This is a genomic window from Pseudomonas sp. CBZ-4, assembly GCF_000346755.1.
Classification (GTDB): Bacteria; Pseudomonadota; Gammaproteobacteria; order Pseudomonadales; family Pseudomonadaceae; genus Aquipseudomonas.
On sequence record NZ_ANNV01000116.1, the window covers coordinates 1 to 22,208 of the forward strand.

General features: G+C 62.2%; 18 protein-coding genes. 11 read left to right on the forward strand and 7 right to left on the reverse strand.

The window, feature by feature from the left end:
- Positions 1 to 49: 49 nt before the first annotated feature.
- Genes B348_RS0115715 through B348_RS0115725 form a run of 3 tightly spaced genes read right to left on the reverse strand, consistent with a single transcriptional unit; the run spans position 50 to position 4,483 of the window.
- Positions 50 to 973: a sulfonate ABC transporter substrate-binding protein gene (locus B348_RS0115715; RefSeq protein ID WP_017737026.1), complete on the reverse strand. Its 924-nt coding sequence runs from the start codon at positions 971 to 973 to the stop codon at positions 50 to 52.
- Entirely contained in the window at positions 970 to 2,301 is a 1,332-nt protein-coding gene (locus B348_RS0115720; protein ID WP_017737027.1) for an LLM class flavin-dependent oxidoreductase, read from the reverse strand. The genes B348_RS0115715 and B348_RS0115720 overlap by 4 nt, the downstream gene beginning before the upstream one ends.
- Before the next feature lies 1 nt (position 2,302).
- On the reverse strand, positions 2,303 to 4,483 hold the full coding sequence (locus tag B348_RS0115725) for a TonB-dependent receptor (protein WP_017737028.1): 2,181 nt from the start codon (positions 4,481 to 4,483) through the stop codon (positions 2,303 to 2,305).
- 206 nt (positions 4,484 to 4,689) lie between these two features.
- On the opposite strand from B348_RS0115725, the gene B348_RS0115730 reads away from it, so the two are divergent.
- The 10 genes from B348_RS0115730 (at position 4,690) to B348_RS0115775 (ending at position 18,494) form a co-directional block, all read left to right on the forward strand.
- The gene (locus B348_RS0115730; protein WP_017737029.1) at positions 4,690 to 5,730 is read left to right on the forward strand and encodes a LacI family DNA-binding transcriptional regulator; all 1,041 of its coding nucleotides are present in this window, start codon (positions 4,690 to 4,692) and stop codon (positions 5,728 to 5,730) included.
- Between the two features lie 512 nt (positions 5,731 to 6,242).
- Complete coding sequence (locus B348_RS0115735) at positions 6,243 to 8,636, forward strand: TonB-dependent siderophore receptor (RefSeq protein ID WP_017737030.1); 2,394 nt, start codon at positions 6,243 to 6,245, stop codon at positions 8,634 to 8,636.
- A 25-nt stretch (positions 8,637 to 8,661) separates the two neighbouring features.
- Positions 8,662 to 9,627, forward strand: coding sequence for an amino acid ABC transporter permease (locus B348_RS0115740; RefSeq protein ID WP_017737031.1), 966 nt, complete (start codon positions 8,662 to 8,664; stop codon positions 9,625 to 9,627).
- A complete protein-coding gene (locus B348_RS0115745; protein WP_017737032.1) occupies positions 9,620 to 10,393 on the forward strand; it encodes an amino acid ABC transporter ATP-binding protein in 774 nt (257 codons plus the stop codon). The genes B348_RS0115740 and B348_RS0115745 overlap by 8 nt, the downstream gene beginning before the upstream one ends.
- Positions 10,394 to 10,411: 18 nt before the next feature.
- On the forward strand, positions 10,412 to 11,335 hold the full coding sequence (locus B348_RS0115750) for an ABC transporter substrate-binding protein (protein ID WP_017737033.1): 924 nt from the start codon (positions 10,412 to 10,414) through the stop codon (positions 11,333 to 11,335).
- 12 nt (positions 11,336 to 11,347) lie between these two features.
- On the forward strand, positions 11,348 to 12,931 hold the full coding sequence (locus B348_RS0115755; RefSeq protein ID WP_017737034.1) for an FAD-dependent oxidoreductase: 1,584 nt from the start codon (positions 11,348 to 11,350) through the stop codon (positions 12,929 to 12,931).
- 11 nt (positions 12,932 to 12,942) lie between these two features.
- Positions 12,943 to 13,377: a RidA family protein gene (locus tag B348_RS0115760; protein WP_017737035.1), complete on the forward strand. Its 435-nt coding sequence runs from the start codon at positions 12,943 to 12,945 to the stop codon at positions 13,375 to 13,377.
- A 118-nt stretch (positions 13,378 to 13,495) separates the two neighbouring features.
- Positions 13,496 to 15,790: a TonB-dependent receptor gene (locus B348_RS0115765; protein ID WP_017737036.1), complete on the forward strand. Its 2,295-nt coding sequence runs from the start codon at positions 13,496 to 13,498 to the stop codon at positions 15,788 to 15,790.
- A gap of 3 nt (positions 15,791 to 15,793) precedes the next feature.
- On the forward strand, positions 15,794 to 17,014 hold the full coding sequence (locus B348_RS0115770; RefSeq protein ID WP_017737037.1) for a dipeptidase: 1,221 nt from the start codon (positions 15,794 to 15,796) through the stop codon (positions 17,012 to 17,014).
- A gap of 127 nt (positions 17,015 to 17,141) precedes the next feature.
- Positions 17,142 to 18,494 (forward strand): LLM class flavin-dependent oxidoreductase, encoded by a 1,353-nt coding sequence (locus tag B348_RS0115775; RefSeq protein WP_017737038.1) that lies wholly within the window; start codon positions 17,142 to 17,144, stop codon positions 18,492 to 18,494.
- 27 nt (positions 18,495 to 18,521) lie between these two features.
- Here B348_RS0115775 and B348_RS0115780 read toward each other — a convergent pair whose 3' ends face one another.
- The 4 genes from B348_RS0115780 to B348_RS0115795 form a co-directional block, all read right to left on the reverse strand.
- The gene (locus B348_RS0115780) at positions 18,522 to 19,028 is read right to left on the reverse strand and encodes a hypothetical protein (protein WP_017737039.1); all 507 of its coding nucleotides are present in this window, start codon (positions 19,026 to 19,028) and stop codon (positions 18,522 to 18,524) included.
- Complete coding sequence (locus tag B348_RS0115785; RefSeq protein WP_017737040.1) at positions 19,025 to 19,939, reverse strand: NAD synthetase; 915 nt, start codon at positions 19,937 to 19,939, stop codon at positions 19,025 to 19,027. Before B348_RS0115785 ends, B348_RS0115780 begins: the two co-directional genes overlap by 4 nt.
- Positions 19,940 to 20,078: 139 nt before the next feature.
- The gene (locus B348_RS0115790; protein WP_017737041.1) at positions 20,079 to 20,564 is read right to left on the reverse strand and encodes a hypothetical protein; all 486 of its coding nucleotides are present in this window, start codon (positions 20,562 to 20,564) and stop codon (positions 20,079 to 20,081) included.
- The gene (locus B348_RS0115795; protein WP_017737042.1) at positions 20,561 to 21,475 is read right to left on the reverse strand and encodes a hypothetical protein; all 915 of its coding nucleotides are present in this window, start codon (positions 21,473 to 21,475) and stop codon (positions 20,561 to 20,563) included. The genes B348_RS0115790 and B348_RS0115795 overlap by 4 nt, the downstream gene beginning before the upstream one ends.
- A 188-nt stretch (positions 21,476 to 21,663) precedes the next feature.
- Between B348_RS0115795 and B348_RS0115805 the strand changes: the two genes are divergently transcribed.
- Positions 21,664 to 22,152 (forward strand): type VI secretion system tube protein Hcp, encoded by a 489-nt coding sequence (locus tag B348_RS0115805; RefSeq protein ID WP_017737044.1) that lies wholly within the window; start codon positions 21,664 to 21,666, stop codon positions 22,150 to 22,152.
- Positions 22,153 to 22,208: the final 56 nt, after the last annotated feature.

Consider the following 22,208-nt stretch of genomic DNA (forward strand, 5'->3'; position numbering starts at 1 on the left):
CCAGCTGACCCACCGCTATCGCAGGCAAGCCAGCTCCCACAGTTTGATTTCAGTTGGTCTCTAGGGCTTGTTTCACGTCGATGGCTTTGGGCAGCAGGTGGTTCTGGTAGAACAGATCCGCCGTTGCCTGCTGCGCCTGGATGATCTTCTCGTCAATCGGCAGGATCGGCGAAGGCGGACGATTGTCCATGTACCGCGCGATCACATCCGCAGGCAGGCCCATGAAGCGGGTCAGCACCTTCAAGCTGTCTTCCCGTTGGCAGCGGGTCAGCGCTTCGGCGCTGCTGAGTTCACCGAGCAGGTCGTGGACAAAGGCACCGTTAGCCTTGGCGTATTCACGCCGCGCCGTGTACACCGGCCCCGACAAGCCCAACCCTTCACCGTTGGCCAGCACATGACTCGCGCTCTGGCTCAAGGCCAACGACGAATAGGGTTCCCAGATCGCCCAGGCATCCACGCTGCCGCGCTCAAACGCCGCGCGCGCATCGGCCGGTGGCAGGTACACCGGCTGGATGTCCTTGTAGCTCAGCCCGGCCTTGTTCAGCGCGCGCAGGATCACGTTGTGGGAGCTGGAGCCTTTCTGGAACGCGACTTTCTTGCCCTTGAGGTCCGCCACTGAGTGCAGCGGGCTGTCGTTGCGCACGAGGATGGTTTCGGCGCTGGGCTTGGGCGGTTCGGCGCCGATGTAGACCAGGTCCGCACCTGCGGCCTGGGCAAAGAGGGGCGGGATATCGCCGGTGGAGCCCACATCCAGCGCACCGACGTTCAACGCTTCAAGCATCTGCGGGCCGGCGGGGAATTCGATCCACTTCACGTCAGTCTGCGGGAAGCGCTTTTCCAGCAGGCCATGTTCCTTGGCCAATACCAAGGCAATGGAGCCTTTCTGGTAGCCGATGCGCAGGGTGGCGGGGTCGGCGGCGAGGGCGGTTTGGGTCACGGCCAGCAGGGCCAATACCAGTGCGCGAATCTTCATGGGCGGTCCTTTTTAAAGCGGTTTTCGGGGCGCGCCAAACCGAGGTTGTCACGCAAGGTGGCGCCGCTGTATTCGCTGCGGAACAGGCCGCGCCGTTGCAGCTCGGGCACCACCCACTGGGCGAAATCCTCCAGCCCACCGGGCAGGTGCGGGACCAGGATGTTGAAGCCATCGGCGGCGCCGTTTTCGAACCAGCGTTGCAGCTCGTCGGCGATCTGCTCCGGTGTGCCGATCAGGCTGTAATGCCCGCGACCACCGGCAATTTTTCGCCCCAACTGGGCCAGCGTCAGGTTCTCGCGCAACGCCAAATCGCTGAGCAATTGCTGGCGGCTGCGCTGGCCGCTGTCAGTCAGTGGCAACTCTGGCAACGGCCCGTCCAGCGGGTAGCCGGACAGGTCGAAGTTACCGAGCATGCGCCCCAGCAGCGCGACGCCGACCTCGGGCTCGACCAGATCCTGGAACGCCTCGAACTTCGCCTGCGCCTCGGCCTCGGTCTGGCCGACCACCACAAACACGCCGGGCATGATTTTCAGCGAGTCTGCCTCGCGTCCGTACTGCACAAGACGGCCCTTGAGGTCGGCATAAAATCCCTGGGCATTCTCCAGCGACGTCTGTGCGGTAAACACCACTTCGGCAGTTTGCGCCGCCAGATCGCGACCGGCTTCGGACGAGCCCGCCTGCACGATCACCGGCTGACCCTGGGGCGAGCGTGCGACGTTCAGCGGGCCCTTGACGCGAAAGTGTTCGCCCACATGGTCGAGCACATGCACCTTCGCCGGGTCGTAGTAATTGCCGCTGGCCTTGTCGCGCACAAAGGCGTCGTCTTCCCAGCTGTCCCACAAGCCGGTCACCACCTGATGAAACTCGCGGGCGCGGCTGTAGCGCTCGCCGTGGCCGAGGTGCTCATCACGGCCGAAATTCTGCGCCTCGGCGGCGGCGTCCGAGGTCACCAGGTTCCAGCCTGCGCGCCCGCCGGACAGGTGATCCAGCGAGGCGAACTTGCGCGCCACATGGTAGGGCTCGTTGTAGGTGGTGGTCGCCGTGGCGATCAAGCCGATGTGTTCCGTCACCGCACTCAACGCCGCGAGCAAGGTCAGCGGCTCGAAGTGATCCGACCGCGCCATATGGCTGGCGATCTCGCCGGTGGCCGCCGCCACGCTGTCCGCCACGAACAGCGCATCGAACCTGGCCGCTTCGGCGACCCGCGCCAGGTGCTTGTACTGGGCGAAATCCAGCCCGGCATTCGCCGGTACATCGGGATGGCGCCAGGCGGCGACGTGGTGCCCGGTGGCCATGAGGAAGGCGCCGAGTTTCAGTTGACGGCTCATATCAGAAATCCTTGCGCAGTTGCACGCCGAAGTAACGTTCATCGTCACGGGGCACGGCGCGGTAGATGTAGTTGCCGCCGCTGGCCAGCATCGGCGAATAGGACTTGTCGGCGAGGTTCTTCGCCAGCAGCGCTACGCGCCAGCCGTTGTTGTAGTCGGCCAGGGCCACGCTGGCGTTCCAGATGCCGTAGGCGCCTTGCTTGGTGTCGAGGTTCTGGCTGATGTCGTACTGCACTTCGCTCTGCCAGCTGTAGTCGGTGCCCAGTTCGATGTCCAGGCCGTTGTCCAGGGGGATGCTGTAGTCGGCGCGTACGTAGCTTTTCCAGTCCGGGCTGTACGGCAGCGGCTTGCCATTTACGTTGCACGTGGCTGCTGCGCCGGCGGGGCAGGCGAATGCGTCGATGCGTGCGCGGGTGTAGGCCAGGGCACCGGACAGCTTGAGTTGCTGGGTGGCCTGCAAGGCGTAATCCAGCTCGACGCCTTCGCTGCTGACGCTGCCGGCGTTGATCAAGCGGGTCACCACTTGCCCTGCGACGGTGTCGAAAAAGTTGGCCTGGTAGTTGTCGTAATCGCTATGGAACACCGCGAGGTTGGTGGTCAGGCGGTTGTTCCAGGCGGTGGCCTTGATCCCGGCTTCCCAGGTGTTGGAGGTTTCCGGCTTGAGCGCATCGGTGTCGCGCGGCTGCATGTTGAAGAACACGTTGTAGGCCGGGCCTTTGTAGCCGCGCGAGTAGGTCAGGTAGCTGGTGACGTTGTCGCTGATGTCGTACTGCACACCGAGGCGGCCGGACCAGCCGTCTTCGTCCACCGAGCCGGAACTGGACGTGGCCGGTTGGATCCCGCTGACCGTGGTGGCCGAGGTGGAGACGCGGCGGTGATCGTATTTCAGGTCATCGTGGGTGTAGCGCAAGCCGGCGATGCCGCGAAAGCGCGAAGTGAAGTTCAGCGTGCTCTCGCCGAACACCGCGTAGCTGTCGTTGGTGGTGCTGTAGTCGGCGATGCCACGGTCGGTGCGCGTGGTGGTCGTGAGGGTGCGCTGGTAGGTTTCTTCGTCCTTGCCGTGCATGTAGAACAGGCCGCCGACGTACTCCAGGAACTCACCTTTGGGCGAGGCCAGGCGCAGTTCCTGGGAGTACTGGTTGAACTCCAACTGGCCCTTGTCGGCGGTGCCGGGGAATGCGGCGGTTACGTTGCCCAGGCGGTCGCCATCCTGGTACTGGGTGTTGTTCCAGCCGCGCCAGGCGGTGATCGAGGTCAGGGTGTAGTCGCCGAGGTTCCAGTCCAGCTGGGCCGACAGGCCTTTGTTGGTGTCTTCCACATGGCTGCGGGTGTCGGTGTTGATGTCGCGGTTGTCGCTGGAGGCACGCACCGGGCTCAGGGCGTTGGTGAACGCCGGGGTCAGGGACTTGCTCACTACGCCGTTGGGCGCGTCGTCGTGGGACTGCATGTAGTCGGCGATCAGGGTCAGCGTCACGTCGTCATTGGGGGTGAACGCCAACTTGCCGCGAATGCCCTTGTGGTTGTAGCCGTTGACCTCCTGGCCGTTGTGCTGGTTGTCGACGTTGCCGTCGTAGCTGCCGAACAAGGTGCTGACCGAGCCCTTGAGCACGTCGGGGATAAGGCTGCCGCCGATGCCGAAGCGGGTGCGGCTTTCGTTGCCGCTGTAGTAGGACTGGTCGATATAGCCGTGGGTCTCGGCGGTCGGCGCCTTGCTGGTGATATTGAGCACGCCGGCCGAAGCGTTCTTGCCGAACAGCGTGCCTTGTGGGCCGCGCAGTACTTCGATGCGTTCCAGGTCGAGCAGGTCGAGGGTGGCCTGGCCGGGGCGGGCGTAGACCACGCCGTCGATCACCGTGGCCACCGTCGGCTCCACGCCGGGGGAGGTGGAGATGGTGCCGACGCCGCGCACGAACAGCGAGGTGTCCTTGTTGGAGGCGCCGGTGCGGAAGTTCAGCGACGGCACCTGTTGCGCGATGCTCGCCACGCCGTTGCGGTTGTCGCGTTCCAGCTGCTCGCCGTCGAGCACCGAGACCGCCACCGGGACTTTTTGCAGGGACTCTTCACGGCGGGTGGCGGTGACGGTCACGGATTTGAGCGTCGGCTCCTGCTCATCCGCCGCAAAGGCGGGCAGGGCAGTCAACCCGGCCAGGATCAATAACGTACTGCGTTGGAAGTTATGCATGCTGTGCCCGCTCGAAAAAATGCCCTGAACCGTTGCTGTTCTGCGACGGCAACGCCTGTGAATGTGTCTTTGGCATTCGCTTGAGCGAGTAGCAGACAACGTGCTTTGTTAGCGCTAACATCGGCATTATTGGTGGGCCTGGTTTAGAACGTCAAATACTGAAAAATTAGTCCTATATGCCTTTTTGTTTCTAACAGGATTTTTCCGTGAGCGAAGACAAACCGCGCAAACGCCGTGGCGCCGGGCGCGTCACCCTCAACACCGTGGCGCGCCAGGCCGGGGTGTCGGCGATTACCGTGTCGCGTTACTTCAACCAGCCGGAGCAGGTCTCGCCTGAGCGTCGCGAGCGCATTGCCCAGGTCGTCGCCGAGCTGGGCTACGTGCCCAACCTGGTGGCCGGCGGCTTGGCCTCGGCGCGCGGGCGGATCGTGGCAATGGTGATCCCGAACATCTCCGGGCCGATCTTCGCCGACACCATCCAGGGCTTCAGCGACACCCTCAGCCAGCACGGGTACCAACTGTTGTTGGCATCGAGTTACTTCAGTGCCGAACAGGAAGAAAGTGCGGTGCGCGCCTTTCTCGGCTGGTCGCCGGCGGCGTTGGTGCTGACCAGCCGCTTCCACAGCGCGGCCACGGAAAAGATGATCGCCGACGCCGATATCCCCGTGGTGGAAACCTGGGACTACGTGCCCGAACGCGAGCCTTTGCAGATCGGCTTTTCCCACTACGAAGTGGGCGTCACGGCCGCGCGTTACCTGCATGGCCAGGGTTATCGGCGCATCGCCTTTGTGCAGAACAGTGCGGCGGGGGATTTCAGTGCAATGGAGCGCGGTGATGGGTTCGCGGCGACCTTGAGCGAGCTGGGCGTACAACCCTGGACCTTCGCGCCGGATGCAGGTTGTGCACCGTTCGAAGCCGGCAAGCAGGCGATGGACGCACTGATGAGCCACCCCACGCCACCTGACGCGATCTTCTTCGCCAATGACAACCTCGCCGCCGGCGGCTTGCTGGCGGGGCAACGCGCCGGTTTGAACATTCCGCAAGACTGCGCGGTGCTTGGTTTCGGCGATTATCCCTTCGCGCACATGCTGCTGCCGAGCCTCAGCACCATCAAGCCACCGGCGTTGCAAATCGGTGTGTTGGCGGCCACGCGGGTATTGGAAAGTCTGGGGGTGTTGCCGGTGGAAGAGGAGGTACAGCGCTTGAATTTGCTGGAGTGCCGCCTGATTGCGCGGGAAAGTGCCTGAGGGATCAACGCGTGCAAAATGTGGGAGCGGGCTTGCCCGCGATTACGGAGTGTCAGGCGAGGTATTCGTCACAGGCAGACCGCAATCGCGGGCAAGCCCGCTCCCACATTTGGATCTCCATACATCAGCCAGACAGTCGCCTGTTCTGGCTCTTGAGTTTGAGGGTACTCAAAAAGACATTATTTATATGAATAAAATCATAAGAAAATAATGAAATCCAAGAATATTAGCTTAGACCAAAACAGCATTATATTTTCAAAACCCATTCCGTTATGTTTGATCGCAACAGCCTACCCCTGACCATGGATGGTACCCATCGTGATTCAGATTCTGCTCCCATAACCGGGTAATCATGCCCGCAGCAGAATCGTTGGAAGGGAACTCAACGTATGTTGCCGATTCAACCCCCGCACGCGCCTTAGCCGCAAATCGCCGCCACATCCCCCAAAAACGAGCACCGCGCACGACCGCGTGATTGCCCGACTTCGCGATTTGAATAAGCAGGCATGGCTATGAAGCAAGCGTTAACACCCACCGCCGTTCTGGCCCTGGCCATATTGGCCAACAGCGCCCAGGCCCAGGACGACAGCACCCTCTCGACCGTCGTCGTCACCGGCAACCGAGGCGCCGAGCAGCGCACCGTCACCAGCAGCCCGGTGCCTATCGACGTGGTCAGCGCCAAGCAATTGCAGAGCACCGGCAAGCCCGGTTTGATGGAAGCCCTGAGCGCGGTGATCCCGTCGCTGACCCTGCCGGAAAAGACCGGTTGGGACGCCAGCGGCATCGCCCGTGCCCCCAACCTGCGGGGCCTGAGCGCCGCCGAAGTGCTGGTGCTGGTCAACGGCAAGCGCCGCCACACCAGCGCCACCCTGAATATCAACGGGATCAACACCGGCGCCGCTCCGGCCGACCTGGACCTGATCCCCATCAGCGCCATCGACCACGTGGAAGTCCTGCGCGACGGTGCCGCCGCCCAATACGGTTCCGACGCCATCGCCGGGGTGATCAACGTGATCCTCAAGGCCGACACCAGCGGCACCTCGGTGACCAACGCCGGCCTTGGCTACGACGGCAAGAAACAGACCGTGCAACAAAGCCTCAACAAGGGCTTCGAAATCGGCAACGGCGGCATCGTGCAACTGGCGCTCGACGCGCGCAGCCAGAACGATGACAACAAGGCCAGCGCCAACGGCTACACCTACGCCCAGGCCTACGAGCAGGCCGGGCGTTCCACCTACGGCGGCTACGGCACACCGAAGACCAACCTGCTGACCCTGGGCTACAACGCCGAGCTGCCGGTGGACGACACTTTCAGCCTGTATTCCTTCACCACCTATTCGCGGCGCAAGGCCGAGCAGGGCCAGAACTTCCGCCTGCCGACCATCACCAACACCATCACCACCGGCCCCAACGGCTACCCCGGCGGTTACACGCCGACCTGGTTTATCGACGAAGACGACTTCCAGGCCGCCTTTGGTGGCAAAGGCACCGTTGGCGAGTGGGACTGGGACTTGTCCACCACCTACGGGCGCAACGACGCGGAGCAGGGCACCACCCACAACCAGAACCCGTCCCTGGGCGAAGCCACGCCGAACCACTTCACCTCGGGCACGTGGATTTCCACCGAGCTGACCACCAACCTCGACTTCAAGCGCGGCTTTGATATCGGCCTGCAAAAACCGCTGGACCTGAGCTACGGCTTCGAACACCGGCGCGACACCTATGAGGTGCAGGCCGGTGATTATGAGTCCTACGCCAACGGCGGCTACTGCAAGGCGCCGGGCAATTGCGCCTCAAGCGGGGCGCAGGTTACCAACGGCATTTCGCCGGATGAAGAAGCCACTGCCTCGCGCAACAGCCTGGCCAGTTACGTGGATGTGGGCTTCAACCCGGTGCCGGACTGGTACATCGGCACCGCTTTCCGTTACGAACACTACAACCAAGGCGTCGGCGCCACGCGCAGCGGCAAGCTGACCACCCGTTATGACTTCACCCCGCAATTCGCCGTGCGTGCCACGGTGAGCAACGGCTTCCGCGCGCCGTCCCTGGCCAACAGCCTGTTCAGTGCGCGTTCCACCACCTACGGCGTGGTGGACGGCGTGTACCAGTCGATCAACTACGGCGTGTTGCCGGTGGGTTCGGGCGCCGCTCAGGCCCTCGGTGCCCAGGAATTGAAACCCGAGCGCTCCACCAACTTCAGCCTCGGTTTCACCCTCACGCCCACCGACCGCCTGAGCTTCACCGCCGACGCCTACGTGATCAACCTGCGCGACCGCATCACCCTCACCGGCACCTTGCTCGGCCCGGAGATCACCCAGGTGCTGCAAGGCAATGGCATCACGTCGACGTCCGGCGGCCAGTACTTTATCAACGGCGCCGACACCCGCACCAAGGGCCTCGACCTGGTCAGCAACTACAGCCAGGACCTCGGCGAATACGGAGCGCTGAAGTGGACCGCCGCGTTCAACTGGAACCAGACGAAGATCCTCAACTACAAGGAATCCACGACGATCCTCGGCACGTCCTACGACCTGATGGACCGCCAGGCGCGCAACCTGATTACCGGCGTGCAGCCAAGCACCAAGCTGATCCTCGGCGGTGACTGGAGCATCGACCGCTTCAACCTCAACCTGGCCCTGACCCGCTACGGCTCCTACAAGGAGGTCAACGTCTCCGCCGACCGCAGCCTCGACCGGGTCTACGCAGCCAAATGGATCACCGACCTGGACCTTGGCTACAACCTCACCAAAGACCTCAACGTCGCCATCGGCGCCAAGAATCTGTTCGACGTCTACCCGAAAAAACAAGGCGTACCCAGCAGCACCATGGTCAGCAGCTACGGCACCTATTCGCCCTTCGGTTTTACCGGCGGTTACTACTACACCCGGCTGACTTACGCCTTTTAAGGCTACCACCCGCGAGGAAGAGAACATGCCCATCGTCGCCAAACCCTATGACCTGATTGAACAGGCGCGCCCGGTTCGCCCGGCGCGTGTCGCCACTCCGATCAAGACCTTGCAAGTCGTCCCTGCGCGGCACCCCTGGCGCTGGGCCGGGTCGATCTTTGCCGCCCTGGTGCTACTGGGCATCGTGCACTCCCTGGCCACCAACCCGCGCTGGGAGTGGGGCGTGTTCGGCCAGTGGTTCTTCTCGCCGTCGGTGCTGCGCGGCCTCGGCCAGACGCTGTTGCTGACCCTGCTGAGCACCGTGTTCAGCATGATCCTCGGCACGGCGCTGGCGTTGGCACGGCTGTCGGGCTCGCCGCTGCTGGCGGCGTTGGCCTGGGGCTACATCTGGTTTTTCCGCTCGATGCCGGCGCTGCTGGTGCTGATCATTCTGTACAACTTCGCTTACCTGTATGACCACATCGTGCTCGGCGTGCCGTTCACCAGCGTGGTGTTCGCCGAGTGGTCCACCGTGGACGTGCTCAGCCAGTTCACCGTGGCCGTGCTGGGCTTGAGCCTGATGCAGGCGGCGTACGCGGCGGAGATCATTCGCGGCGGCCTGATCGGCGTGGATGCCGGCCAGCACGAAGCAGCGGCGGCGCTGGGTTTGCCGGCTTCGCGTCGGGTGTTTCGGATCATCCTGCCCCAGGCGCTGCGCTCGATCCTGCCGTCGGGGTTCAACGAAATCATCGGCCTGGTCAAAGGCACTTCCATTGTCTACGTGCTGGCCTTGCCCGAGCTGTTCTACACCGTGCAGGTCATCTACAACCGCACCCAGGCGGTGATCCCGCTGCTGATCGTGGCGACCGTGTGGTACCTGATCATCACCACCGTGCTGACCAGCGCGCAGTATTACGTCGAGCGCTACTTTGCCCGTGGCACGGCACGGGTGCTGCCGCCGACGCCGTTGCAGCGCATCAGTCGCTGGCTCAAGGAGAAATCCCATGAGTGAAGCCCGCGCCGGTCGCATTCAAATCCAGGGCGTGGGCAAGCGCTTTGGCAATCAGCAGGTGCTGCAAGACATCCACCTGACCATTGACCCGGGCAAGGTCACGGTGATTCTCGGGCCGTCGGGCTCGGGCAAATCCACCTTGCTGCGCACCATCAACCACCTGGAAAAGATCGACAGCGGCCACATCACCATCGACGGTGAATACGTCGGCTATCGACGCAAGGGCGACCTGCTCTATGAACTGAAAGAACGGGAAATCCTCAAGCGCCGGATCGACGTCGGCTTCGTGTTCCAGAACTTCAACCTGTTTCCGCACCTCACCGCCTGGGAAAACATCGCCGAGGCGCCCCTGGCCCACAAGCGCTGGAGCAAGGCCGAAGCGCAGGCCAAGGCGTCCGAATTGCTGGCCAAGGTGGGCCTTGCAGACAAGGCCGACGCCTATCCACGCCAACTGTCCGGTGGCCAGCAACAACGCGTGGCCATCGCCCGCGCCCTGGCCCTGGACCCGAAAGTGCTGCTGTTCGATGAACCCACCTCGGCCCTCGACCCGGAGCTGGTGGGCGAAGTGCTCGATGTGATCAAGGGCCTGACCCAACTGGGCGTGACCCTGGTGATCGTCACCCACGAAATCGGTTTTGCCCGCGAAGTCGCCGACCACGTGGTGTTCCTCTGCGACGGCCAGCTCATCGAAGAAGGCCCGCCTGAACAGATTTTCCGCCAACCCCGACATCCCCGCACCGTGGCCTTTCTCGGCAAGGTGCTTTAGTTCAAGGAGTGACTGCCCATGTTTATCTCTACTGCCCGTGTGGCCCTGCTGGCGCTGGCCGTCAGTGCTGCGCAAAGTGCGTTCGCCGTGCAACAGGTGGACCTCAGCCCCGACCGCGTGCGCATCCATGTGCCGCGCAACGAAGCCGCCATCGCGCAGATCCCGCCGGGCTTCAAGTTCGCCCAGCCGGGCAAGTTCACCGTGGCCGTGTCCGGTGTGGCCGGGCCACCCCTGGCGCTGCTGGCCAATGACGACAAGACCACCATCGGCAGCGAAGCCGACACCGCGCAACTGGTCGCTGACAGCCTGGGCCTGCAACTCAACGTGGTGCAGACCAGCTGGGAAGACTGGCCGCTGGGCGTCAGCTCGGGCAAATACGACGCGGTGATCAGCAACGTCACCGTGACCGAAGCGCGCAAGAAACGCTTTGATTTCGCGACGTATCGCCAGGACGTGCTCGGCTTTTATGTGAAGAGCACCAGCAAGATCAACGAGATCAAACAGGCCCCGGATATCGCCGGGCTGAAGATCATCGTCGGTTCCGGCACCAACCAGGAAAAGGTCCTGCTGGCGTGGAACGAGGCGAATGAAAAGGCCGGGATCAAGCCTGCGCTGTTGCAGTACTTCGACGATCAGGCCGCCGCACAACTGGCGGTGCAGTCCGGGCGCAGCGATGCGTTGTTCGGGCCGAACTCGGTGTACGCCTATTCCGCGGCGATCACCGGCGGTATCAAGCGCGTCGGCACGGTCAATGGCGGCTGGCCGTTGCAGGCCGACATTGCCGTGACCACGCGCAAGGACAACGGCCTGGTCAAGCCGATCCACACCGCATTGGAGGGCGCGATTGCCGGCGGCCAGTACGAGCAGGTCCTGCAACGCTGGGGCCTGGATGTGGAGCGCGTCGACAAGTCGTTGATCAACCCACCGGGCCTGCCGGATTAAGGAGTAGGGAACATGGGACTGACACGACGTGAAGCGCTGTCGAGCATCGCCGCGGTAGGCGGCGAGAAGGCGGTCAAGGATGCCCTGGCGGTATTGGGCCTGGGGCCTTCGTCGCACCGCCGCCCGCAACCGCTGAAACTCAAGGACGGCCTGGGGCAGGGCACCCGCGTGCTGGTGCTGGGCGCCGGGATTGCCGGGTTGGTCACGGCCTTGGAGTTGACCCGCGCCGGCTTCGAGGTGCAAGTGCTGGAGGCCCGCGAGCGGGTGGGCGGGCGCACCTGGACGATCCGCCATGGCGACCGCGTGGACTACAAGGATGGCCGCACGCAAACCGCCGCTTTTGATCAGGGGCATTACTTCAACGCAGGTCCGGCGCGCATCCCCAGCCAGCACCGCACGATCCTCGACTATTGCAGCGAACTCGGGGTGCCGCTGGAGGTGCTGGTCAACAGCAGCCACGGCGCCCAGGTGCGCCCGGATATCGAGAAGCCGGCGTTCAGCGTCGGCCAGGCGATCAACGACGCGCGCGGACACGTGTCCGGCCTGCTGGCCAAGGCCGTGCAGCGCGATGCCCTCGATGATGTATTGAGCCGCGAAGAACGCACGCGCTTGCTGGCGTTTTTGCAGGTGTATGGCGACCTCTCGCAAGAGCTGGCGTTCGAGGGCACGATCCGTTCGGGGCACCTGGAATCGCCCGCCCATCCCGGCGCTTTGCCGGCTGCGCGCAGCCCGCTGGCGCTGGATCAACTGCTGCACCCGGAGCTGTGGGGCGCGTTGCTGCACACCGAGTTCCCGGAATTCTCGGCGACCATGTTCCAGCCGGTGGGCGGCATGGACCGCATCACCGATGCCTTCTACGCCCGGGTCCGCGACCAGGTGCAACTAGGTGCTCAGGTGCGGCAGGTCCGCCAGTTGGAAGACGGCGTCGCGGTGACGTATCACGACAAATACAGCGGCCGCGAACAGGTGGTGCGCGCCGACTACCTGGTCTCGACCCTGCCGCTGCCACTGCTGGCCAAGCTCGATACTGACTTCAGCGACCCGATCAAGGCCGCCTTGCGCAGCACCCGCAGCGACCAGGCAACGAAAGTGGCGTGGCAGTCGCCGCGCTTCTGGGAGACCGACTACCGCACCTACGGCGGCCTGTCGTGGATCGAACACCCGGCGCGCCTGTTGTGGTACCCGAGCAACGGCCTCAACACCCGCGACGGTTTGCTGGTGGCCGGTTACGTGACGGGCGAGGGCGCCGATCGCTTTGGCGCGCAACCGCTGGACCAGCAGTACGCCACCTCGAAAGAAGCCGTGGAGCTGCTGCATCCCGGTTATGCCAAACACCTGCGCCACCCGCTGGCGGTGTCCTGGGAACAGATCCCCTACAGCGAAGGCCCGTGGCTGCAACGCGAACACTTCCCGGCCGATGCCAGCGCCTTGCTCGAAGCCGGTTTTGGCCGCGTGTACTTCGCCGGTGACGGCCTGGTGCAGAGCGGCGTGGGCATCTGGCAGGAATCGGCGGCCAACTCGGCGCGCCATGTGGTCGCGCAACTGGCCGAACGGGTCACTCAACAACGTCAGATTGCGGCAGTGGCCGCGTCCTAAGGAGCATCATCATGAGCGACAGCATTCAACGCACCAGCGTCGGCAACTTCCCGATCTCGCAAACCGTCACCGTGCCGGCCTCCGCCAGCCTGATCTTTGTCAGCGGCACCTTGCCCGACCTGCACGACGCCAACGCCCCGGCGGGCACGCCGGCGGCCTATGGCAACACCGAAGTGCAGACGGTGTCGGTGTTCAACAAGATCCGCCAGATCCTCCAGCAACACGACCTCGACCTCGGCGATATCGTGCAACTGCGGGTGTTCCTGGTGGGCGCCGAAGAGACTGGCGGCAAGCTCGATTTCGCCGGCTTGCAGGCCGGCTACACGCAGTTCTTCGGCACGCCAGAGCAGCCGAACAAACCTGCGCGTACTGCGTTGCAAGTGGTGGCGCTGCCGCTGCCGGGTGCGCTGGTGGAAGTCGAGGCCATTGCCGCCAGAACGGCGTAACCCCCCAGCGTTGCACTGACACCTTCCCCCCATAGACAGGATTCCAGGCTTCGGCGCCCACGCGCCGAACGCCCTGGAGCGGGTTCGTGCACCCGACAGAAACCGACAAGGAGCAGCAATGAGCAATCAGCGTGAGTCACTGGCGAACAAGAGATGGTTGAGCGGGCTCCTGTTGATGGGCCTGACGGTTGAGGGCGTACTGGCGCAAGAAGCGCAGCTGGACAAGGTCGAAGTGGTCGGCGCGCGTGTCACCGAGGCCAACCTGGCGATTGGCACTGACCAGATCAGCAACACCCTGACCATTTCCCATCAAGCCTTGCAGTCGGCGCCTGCCGGTACCTCGGGTTTGAAGATGCTCGAAGCCTTGCCCGGCTTCAACGTGCAGTCCAACGATGCGCTGGGCCTCTACGAATTCGGCAACTCGGTGTTCGTGCGCGCGTTCAACCTGCAACAGATCGGCTTCTCCATCGACGGCGTGCCCCTGGGACGCAGCGACCAGTTTGGTGGCAGCCCGATCTACCGCTACGTCGATAACGAAAACACCGAACGCGTCACCGCGTCCACCGGCGCCGGGGACGTGTCGCAGCCGGGGTATACCTCGCTGGGGCCGTACGTGGATTACATCTCCACCCATCCGGCCAAGGACGCCGGGGTCAGCACGTCATACACCCTGGGCAGCGACAGCCTGCGACGCAGTTTCGTCAAGCTGCAAACCGGCGAGCATGCGGGGCTGTCGGCGTATTTCAGCCGCTCGAAGATCGACGGCGACCTGTGGCGCGGCCCCGGCACCATCGACCGTGAGCACCTGGAGGGCAAAGTGCGCTATCAGTTCGGCGAGGGCCATGAGCTGCTGTTTCGCGCGGTGCACAACGACTTTTATGACTACGACTCGCCCTATGTGACCCAGGCCCAATACCACGGCACCGCCAATGATCCGTTCGGTCGCTCCGGGCGTGATTTCGCGTACCTCAAGGAAGTGCCGCCGCAAGCCGAAACCGTGGCTGGCGTGCCCTACAGCAATCCCAATTACAACCAGTCGTACAAGCAGGCGATCAACCAGCGGCGCGACACCTTGTACAGCCTCACCGGCAACTTTCTGCTCAACGATGCGTTGGAAAGCAGCACCAGCGTCTACTACGAAGCCAAGAAGGGTTTCGGCGTGTCCCCCGAGGCCTACAGCACCTCGCTGGCGCTGCATAACGCCGAGGCCAACGTGCCCGGCCTGGTCGATCCGCGGGGTGTGCAATACGGGCTGTCATCCCTCAGCGGCCACCGTTACGGCGGGCGCAGCAGCCTGACCTGGCACGTCGGCCAGCATGCCATCGAAGCGGGGGTGTGGGCCGAAAAGGATGTGTTCAACCGCTTGCAAGCGCGCTACAACCTGAGCGACGGCAGCCCCGATGGCAGCCCGCTGTTCAATGAACCGGTGCACAAGCAGGGCGACTTCACCTCGACCCGCGACTCCCTGCAACTGAACATCAAAGACACCTGGACCCTGCTCGACGACCGCCTGCGCCTGCAATACGGCTTCAAGCGCCTGGACCTGGACTACCGCATCGAAGGCTATCGCAATGCTGGCGACTACATTGCCAACCGCCAGCCGCGCCTGAGCACCTCATGGACCGACAACTTCCTGCCCCAGGCCGGGCTGGTGTATGACCTGACGGCCAACTCTCAGCTGTTTGCCTCCTACTCGGAGAACATGGCGCTGCCTCGGGGCGCCGACGATGTGTTCCGCGCGGCCAGCCCCAATGCGCCGGCCCCGGCGGCGGAGACTTCGAAGAACTACGAGGTGGGCTACCGCCTCAATCGTGCGACGTTCAACGCGGCCTGGGCGCTGTACCGCACCGAGTTCGACAACCGCCTGCAAGCCTTCGCCTCGCCGGTGGCCGGCAGCAGCACCGCTGAAACCTATTATCAGAACGTCGGTCGCGCGCTGGCCTACGGCACCGAGTTGAGCGGGCAATGGAAGCCGCCGGTGCTGGCGGACAAACTGGTGCTCAACGGCAACCTCACCTACAACATCGCGCAGTTCAAGGACGATGCCGCCGGGCTGTCCCTCAAGGACAACAACATCCCCGACAGCCCGCGCTGGCTGGCGCAGGCGGGCATCACCTACGAGCTGGCGCCGTGGGCGGTGCTGAATGTTTCCGGGCGGCATATCGGCTCGCGCTACAGCAACTTCACCAACACCGAATCGGTGCCGGGCTACACGCTCTACAACGCCTACCTCGACCTTGGCGGCGAGCACCTGCATTACGGGCCGCTCAAGAGCGTCAAGCTGCGCTTCAACATCGACAACCTCTTCGACAAGGACTACCTCGGCTACATCCTCACCAGCGCCAGCGGGCCGGCCTACTACCGGCCCGGTTCGCCGCGCACCTTCCAGACCACCCTCAGCGCGGAGTTTTGATCGATGAACAGCCGATACCTGCTGGCGCTGGGCATGGCCGCCATGACTGTCCATGCCGCCGACGAAGTCAGCCCCAACACGCTGGCGTTGCATCAGCGTTTGCTGGTGCTCGACAGTCATCTGGACACACCGATGCAATTGTCCCGCCCCGGCTGGGACATCCTCGCCCGCCACACCTATGCCGAGGATGGCAGCCAGGTGGATGTGCCGCGCATGCAAGACGGCGGTCTCGATGGCGGCTTCTGGGTGATCTACACCGCGCCGGTGCCTGACACCGATGAAGGCCGCGCCAGTGCCAGCAACTACGGGCTGGCGATGTTGGCGCGCATTCGTGACCTGGCAGAGCGTTCGCCGCAGACTTTCGAACTGGCACTGACCGCGGCCGATGCACGAAGGATCGCGGGAGCGGGCAAGCGCGTGGTGTTTATCAGCATGGAAAACGCCGACCCCCTCAGTGCCGACCCGCAACGCCTGTTGACCTACTATCGCCAGGGCTTGCGCATGCTCGGGCTGGTGCATTTCAGCACCAATGAAATCGCTGATTCGGCGACCGCATTGCCCAAGTGGCACGGCCTCAGCCCCAAGGGCCGTGAACTGGTGACGGAGGCCAACCGGCTGGGGATTCTGCTGGATGTGTCCCACGCTTCCGACGCGGTATTCGATCAGGTACTGGCGGCGTCCACTGCGCCGATCATTGCGTCCCACAGCAGCAGCAAGGCGGTCAACAACCACCCGCGCAATCTCGATGATGCGCGGCTGCGGCAACTGGCGGCCAAGGGGGGCGTGGTGCAGGTCAACAGCTACGGCGATTACCTGGTGCCGCTCAAGCCCAATCCCGAACGGCAAAAAGCCCTGGCGCCGTTGTACGCGCAGTACCGCAACCTGGCGGGGCTGAGCCCGGAGCAGGTCAAGGCGTTGCATGCGGATATCGCAGCGGTCAACCAGCGCTTTCCGCAAGCCAAGCCTGACCTTGATGTGTTTATGAAGCACTTGTTGCACATCCTCGAGGTGGTCGGCCCAGAGCATGTGGGCATTGGTGCCGATTGGGACGGCGGCGGCGGGGTGGTCGGGCTGGAGGACGTCAGCCAGTTGCCGAAGATCACCCAGCGTTTGCTGGATGCGGGGTACAGCGAAAAGGATCTGGCCAATATCTGGGGCGAAAATTTGCTGCGTGTGGTGCAGGCAGCACAAGCCAAGGCGCAGGTTGCCTTATCTATGCAATAAAAGAATGTTTTTAGCTTTAAGTGATCAGTGTTTTTAATGATTAGCATAGACCTACAAAGCCTTTCACAAGGCCCCTGTGGGGCTATTAATGTCAGCCTCAACGGCCATCCACGGAGGAATAACCCCCATGTCCACGACACCCCGGCAACTCAAGTTCGGCGCCATCCTCACCGGCGTCGGCACCGCGCAAAACGAATGGTTGCACCCGCAGATCCCCGGTGATGCCAGTGTGGATATCGACTGGTATCGCGCCCAGGCCCGGCAGGCCGAAGCGGCCAAGTTCGACCTGGTGTTCATTGTCGACAGCCCCTACATCACCCCGGATTCGGCGCCGCATTTTCTCAACCGCCTGGAACCCTTGACCCTGCTGTCCGCCATCGCCGGCGCCACCTCGAAAATCGGCCTGGTGGCGACTCTCACCACCTCCTATACCGAACCCTTCAACGTCGCCCGCCAGTTCGCCTCCCTGGACCATATCAGCGGCGGCCGCGCCGGTTGGAACGTGGTCACCACCGGTCTGGAAGGTGCCGCTGGCAACTTTGGCCGCGAGCAGCATATCGACCACACCGAGCGCTATCGCCGCGCCGCCGAGCACCTGGACGTGGTGCAGGGCTTGTGGGATTCCTATGAAGACGACGCCTTTGTGCGCGACAAGGCGAGCAAGGTGTTCCTCGACCCGCAACGCCAGCACCGACTCGATCACCAGGGCGAGTTTTTCGCCGTGACCGGCCCGCTGAATATCGCCCGTTCTGCGCAGGGCCAACCGGTGATTTTCCAGGCCGGGATTTCCGAGTCCGGGCGCAGCCTGGCAGCGAATTATGCCGAGGGGATTTTTGCCGGCGTCGGCAACTTCGAGGACGCCCAGGCCTACTACCGCGACATCAAGCAACGCACGGCCGCCGCCGGGCGCAACCCCGACCACGTGACTATCCTGCCGGGCATCTCACCGATCATTGCCGACACCGACGAACAGGCCCAGGCTATCGACCGCGAACGCAATGGCGAGCTGGACCTGGACAAGGCGCTGGTGCAGCTGGGGCGGCCATTCAACTACCACGACTTCAGCCAATACCCGCTGGACGAACCGTTCCCGGAACTCGGCGACCTGGGCAGCAACGGCTATCGCGGCCACGCGGAAAATATCAAACAAGTCGCCCGCGACCAGGGCCTGACCTTGCGCCAGGCGGCGTTGCGTTTTGCCAAACCGTTCTCCAGCTTTGTCGGTTCGCCGCAGACCGTGGCCGATGAGATCGAGCGTTGGTTTGTCGAAGGGGCGGTGGATGGGTTCAATATCCACGTAGGTGCGCCGGATGACTTTGCGCGCTTTACCGATCAAGTGCTGCCGCTGCTGCGCGAGCGTGGGTTGTTTCGCAGTGAGTACAGCCACAGCACGTTGCGCGGGCATTTGGGGTTGCCGGTGCCGGTCAATCGTCATACGGCGGCGCGGGTGGCGAAGCCGTTGCAAGCGGTTGGTGCGTAGGTAGTCTCAGCGGCCTGAGCGCGGTGTTTACCACCATTTCCATTTGCCCTGTTTTTTCAGGGTGGTGATGATGTGTTCGCGCTTGTGGCGGAGTTCGAGCGACTTTTGTCGCAGTTCGCGGCAGCGGTTGCTGTTAAGAATCAGCAGGCCGATTAGTGGGCCGAGGAGGGTCATTGAGTAGAGGTAAACGTTGGGGTGGTAGACGATTGTGGGCAGTGCGAGCAGCAGGCAAATGAGATAGATTGCGACGTTTAGCCAGACCCAGTGAATGCGGCCGTAGAGCACTTCGTATTTGGCCAGGGCAAATACGGAACCCAATCCAATGCTGCTCAAAAAAGCAGTCTTGGTGGTAACGGCTACGGTGTAATAAGAGAGGTAGGTGAGCATCGACAAGATCGCGGTCAATGCAATCGAACAGCACCCGACGAGCAGGTCTGCTGCGATTACGGGCATGTACCGTTTGAGAAATTGCCAAGGATTTTCAATAAAGGTCGCTGAGTAATATCGAGCATTTATCTTGCTTTGGTTGCTCATTCGCTGACTTCCTCGTAGATGCCCAAGGCCAATGTCCTGATGTTTCCAGAGATTGCACTGCTGGTGAAGCTTAGCGAAGCAGCTACGGTATCCAATATGTGGACGGCCGTTGCCTGTTGCATTCGTGTCGAACTAATACGCTTGGCAACTCTGCCGGCTGCTTTTTCCAGCTTGATCAGTTTGGGCGTTAACCTTGGGTCTCGGATTCTCAGCAATTCGTTGTTCAGTTTTGTACGTTCTTGGCGAGTCAAACCTTTGAGTATTTGGCGGGTGTTTTTCCCCGTTACTCTAGCGGTTGTAGTGATGACCTTCGTTGTGACCAACGCCGATGTGGCAACCCCAAGTAGAGCAATACCGTCCAGCACGACTGTTGCGGCCTGATACCAGGCTTCGTCATCCAGATAGTCATTTGCTTCAGGAAAGGCTGCCTCTGATCCCGTCCGTATAACGCCGGCGATGCATTGAACGGTACCCGCAACAGCGGCAGCTTTGCCGACGAAGGTAAGCACCGCACTCGTTCCCGCTGTAAACGGCATCAACGCCACTCCACTTGTAACCACTACCCAACTCAGTACCGCTCCGGCACACGTTATTGCCGTATTCAGTGCCTCGGCCACCCATTCCGACTCCCGGGGCTCATGCTCCAACATCCGCTTGAACTCCACCGGCCCCACCGCCCTCGGCGCCTCACGCAACACCACCTTCTTCACCTGCACACTGCACACCGCCTGAAACTCGCGCAGTGTCAGCACATTGAAATCTTCATCGATATACACCACCCCCGCGCCAATCAGCGCGGGGTCGGCGTCGATGGCGGAGAACAGGCGCCGCAGGTCAATGCTGCTTTCAATGCGTTGGCGCGTATTGCGGTGGGCCGAGGGGAATCCATCTTTGAACAGGGCGGTCGTCATTCCTTAACTCCTGGGTTTTTCGGGAGTGGAGAGGTTAAAGACGCGGTGGCGCAAATGAATGTCGGAAGTTTCGGTGTTTGCCGACAGGCACTTCCCGATCCAGCTGTGTGGCTTACGGTGCAGCCGTAACAGTATTGGCTCACCACCCATGCCATTTGCCCTGTTTTTTCAGTGTGGAAACGATGTGTTCGCGCTTGTGGCGGAGTTCGAGCATCATTCCGCGCATTTCTCTTTGGCGCTTGCCGTTTATAAATAACAGCCCGATTAATGGGCTCAGAACGGCCAGGGTAAATAGGATGCGGTCGGGGCTATAAATGGCTGTTGGCAAAACAGCCAGGAAATAGATCATGAAAACGCCAGCCTGTAGCCAAACCCACTGCGCATAACCATGGAGCACTGCGCTCTGTGCGATACCAAATAGTGCGCAGGTTGTTGCACTGCCAATGAAAAACGCGCCCGTTGCAAACTCGTCAGATGAGTCGGCGAAGTAGGTGAGGTTCATCAGAGTGCTGGCCGTGCCGACTGAAAAGCACAGGGCTAAAATTCCGCCAAATAGCGCCAGCCGGTGGCGAGTCCAAGTAGAGCGGGGATCTACGAAGGAAGAGGGCGAACGTCGGTTTTTCATTCGGCGAACTCCTCATAGACACCGATAGCCAATATCCGCGTATTCCCGGATGTTGTGCTGCTAGTAAGGCTCAACCCTGCCGCAGCAATATCTTTGAAGTGCATGTGAGTGATGGGTTTTATCTGTGTCGCTGGAAATCGCTTGGATAGATCGCCCGCAGCCTGTTTGAGCTTGAGTAGTTTTGGCGTCAATCGCGGGTCCTGGATTCTGAGCAGCTCATCCGTCAGGTTGGCGCGCTCTTGCCGACTTAATCCCCGGAGTACTTCCCGCAGTGGCTTGCCGGTCGCCTTCTTGGACAAGTTGATGACCTTCATTGTGGTCACTGCAGAAGTACCCACGGCCAACAAGGAGATACCGTCCAGCGCTAGCATTATCGCTTCGTACCAAGCGTTACTGTCCAGGTAGTCATTTCTGCGTGGGTCCCACACTTCGTTCACGGTTCGATTGGCTCCGACGGCGCACTGAAACAAGCCTGCGACAACGGCGGCCGTGCCTACGAATGAGACGACAACACTGGCACCCGCGGTAAAAGGCATCAGCGCGATCCCACTGTAAATGACATGCCAACTCAACAACGCCCCCGCGCAGGTAACCGCCGTCTTAGTCGCCTCCGCCACCCATCTCGACTCCCGCGGCTCATGCTCCAACATCCGCTTGAACTCCACCGGCCCCACCGCCCTCGGCGCCTCACGCAACACCACCTTCTTCACCTGCACACTGCACACCGCCTGAAACTCGCGCAGTGTCAGCACATTGAAATCTTCATCGATATACACCACCCCCGCGCCAATCAGCGCGGGGTCGGCATCGATGGCGGAGAACAGTCGCCGCAGGTCAATGCTGCCTTCAATCCGTTGACGTGTGGTGCGGTGGGCCGAGGGAAATCCATCTTTGAACAGGGCGGTCGTCATTCCTTAACTCCTGGGTTTTTCGGGAGTGGAGAGGTTAAAGACGCGGCGGCGCAAATGAATGTCGGAAGTTTCGGTGTTTGCCGACAGGCGCTTCCCGATCCTGTTGTGGCGGCTTGTGGCCCGCGTGTCGGATCAGGAAAAGTTCGCCTCGCGCCATTTCCGGCGCTGACTAAGGACAGGGAGCCAACATGGCCGTCGATATGTTTTTGAAACTGGGCGATATCAAAGGTGAGTCACGGGACCAGGCGCACCGCGATGAGATCGACATCACCGAATGGGCGTGGGGGCTGTCGCAGACGGGGTCGATGCATTCCGGTACGGGCGGTGGTGCGGGCAAGGTCGATATCGGCAACCTGAACCTGAGCAAGCCGCTGGATAAATCCAGCCCCAACCTGATGATGGCCTGCGCCAGCGGCAAGCATTACCCCGAGGCGCGGTTGGTGGTGCGCAAGGCGGGTGGCTCCAGCCCGGTGGAGTATCTGGTGATCACCTTGAAGGAAGTCATGGTGGTGTCCTACAGCACCAGTGCAGAGAGCAAGGATGATCTGCTTTACGACCGCATAGCCCTGAACTTCGCAACCGTGGATGTCAGCTACCAGCCGCAGAAGGCCGATGGCGCCAAGGACGGTGGGCCGGTGAAGTTTGGCTGGAATATCCGGCAGAACGTAAAGGCCTAACACCAAAAAATAACCTGTGGCGAGGGGGCTTGCTCCCGCTGGACTGCGCAGCAGTC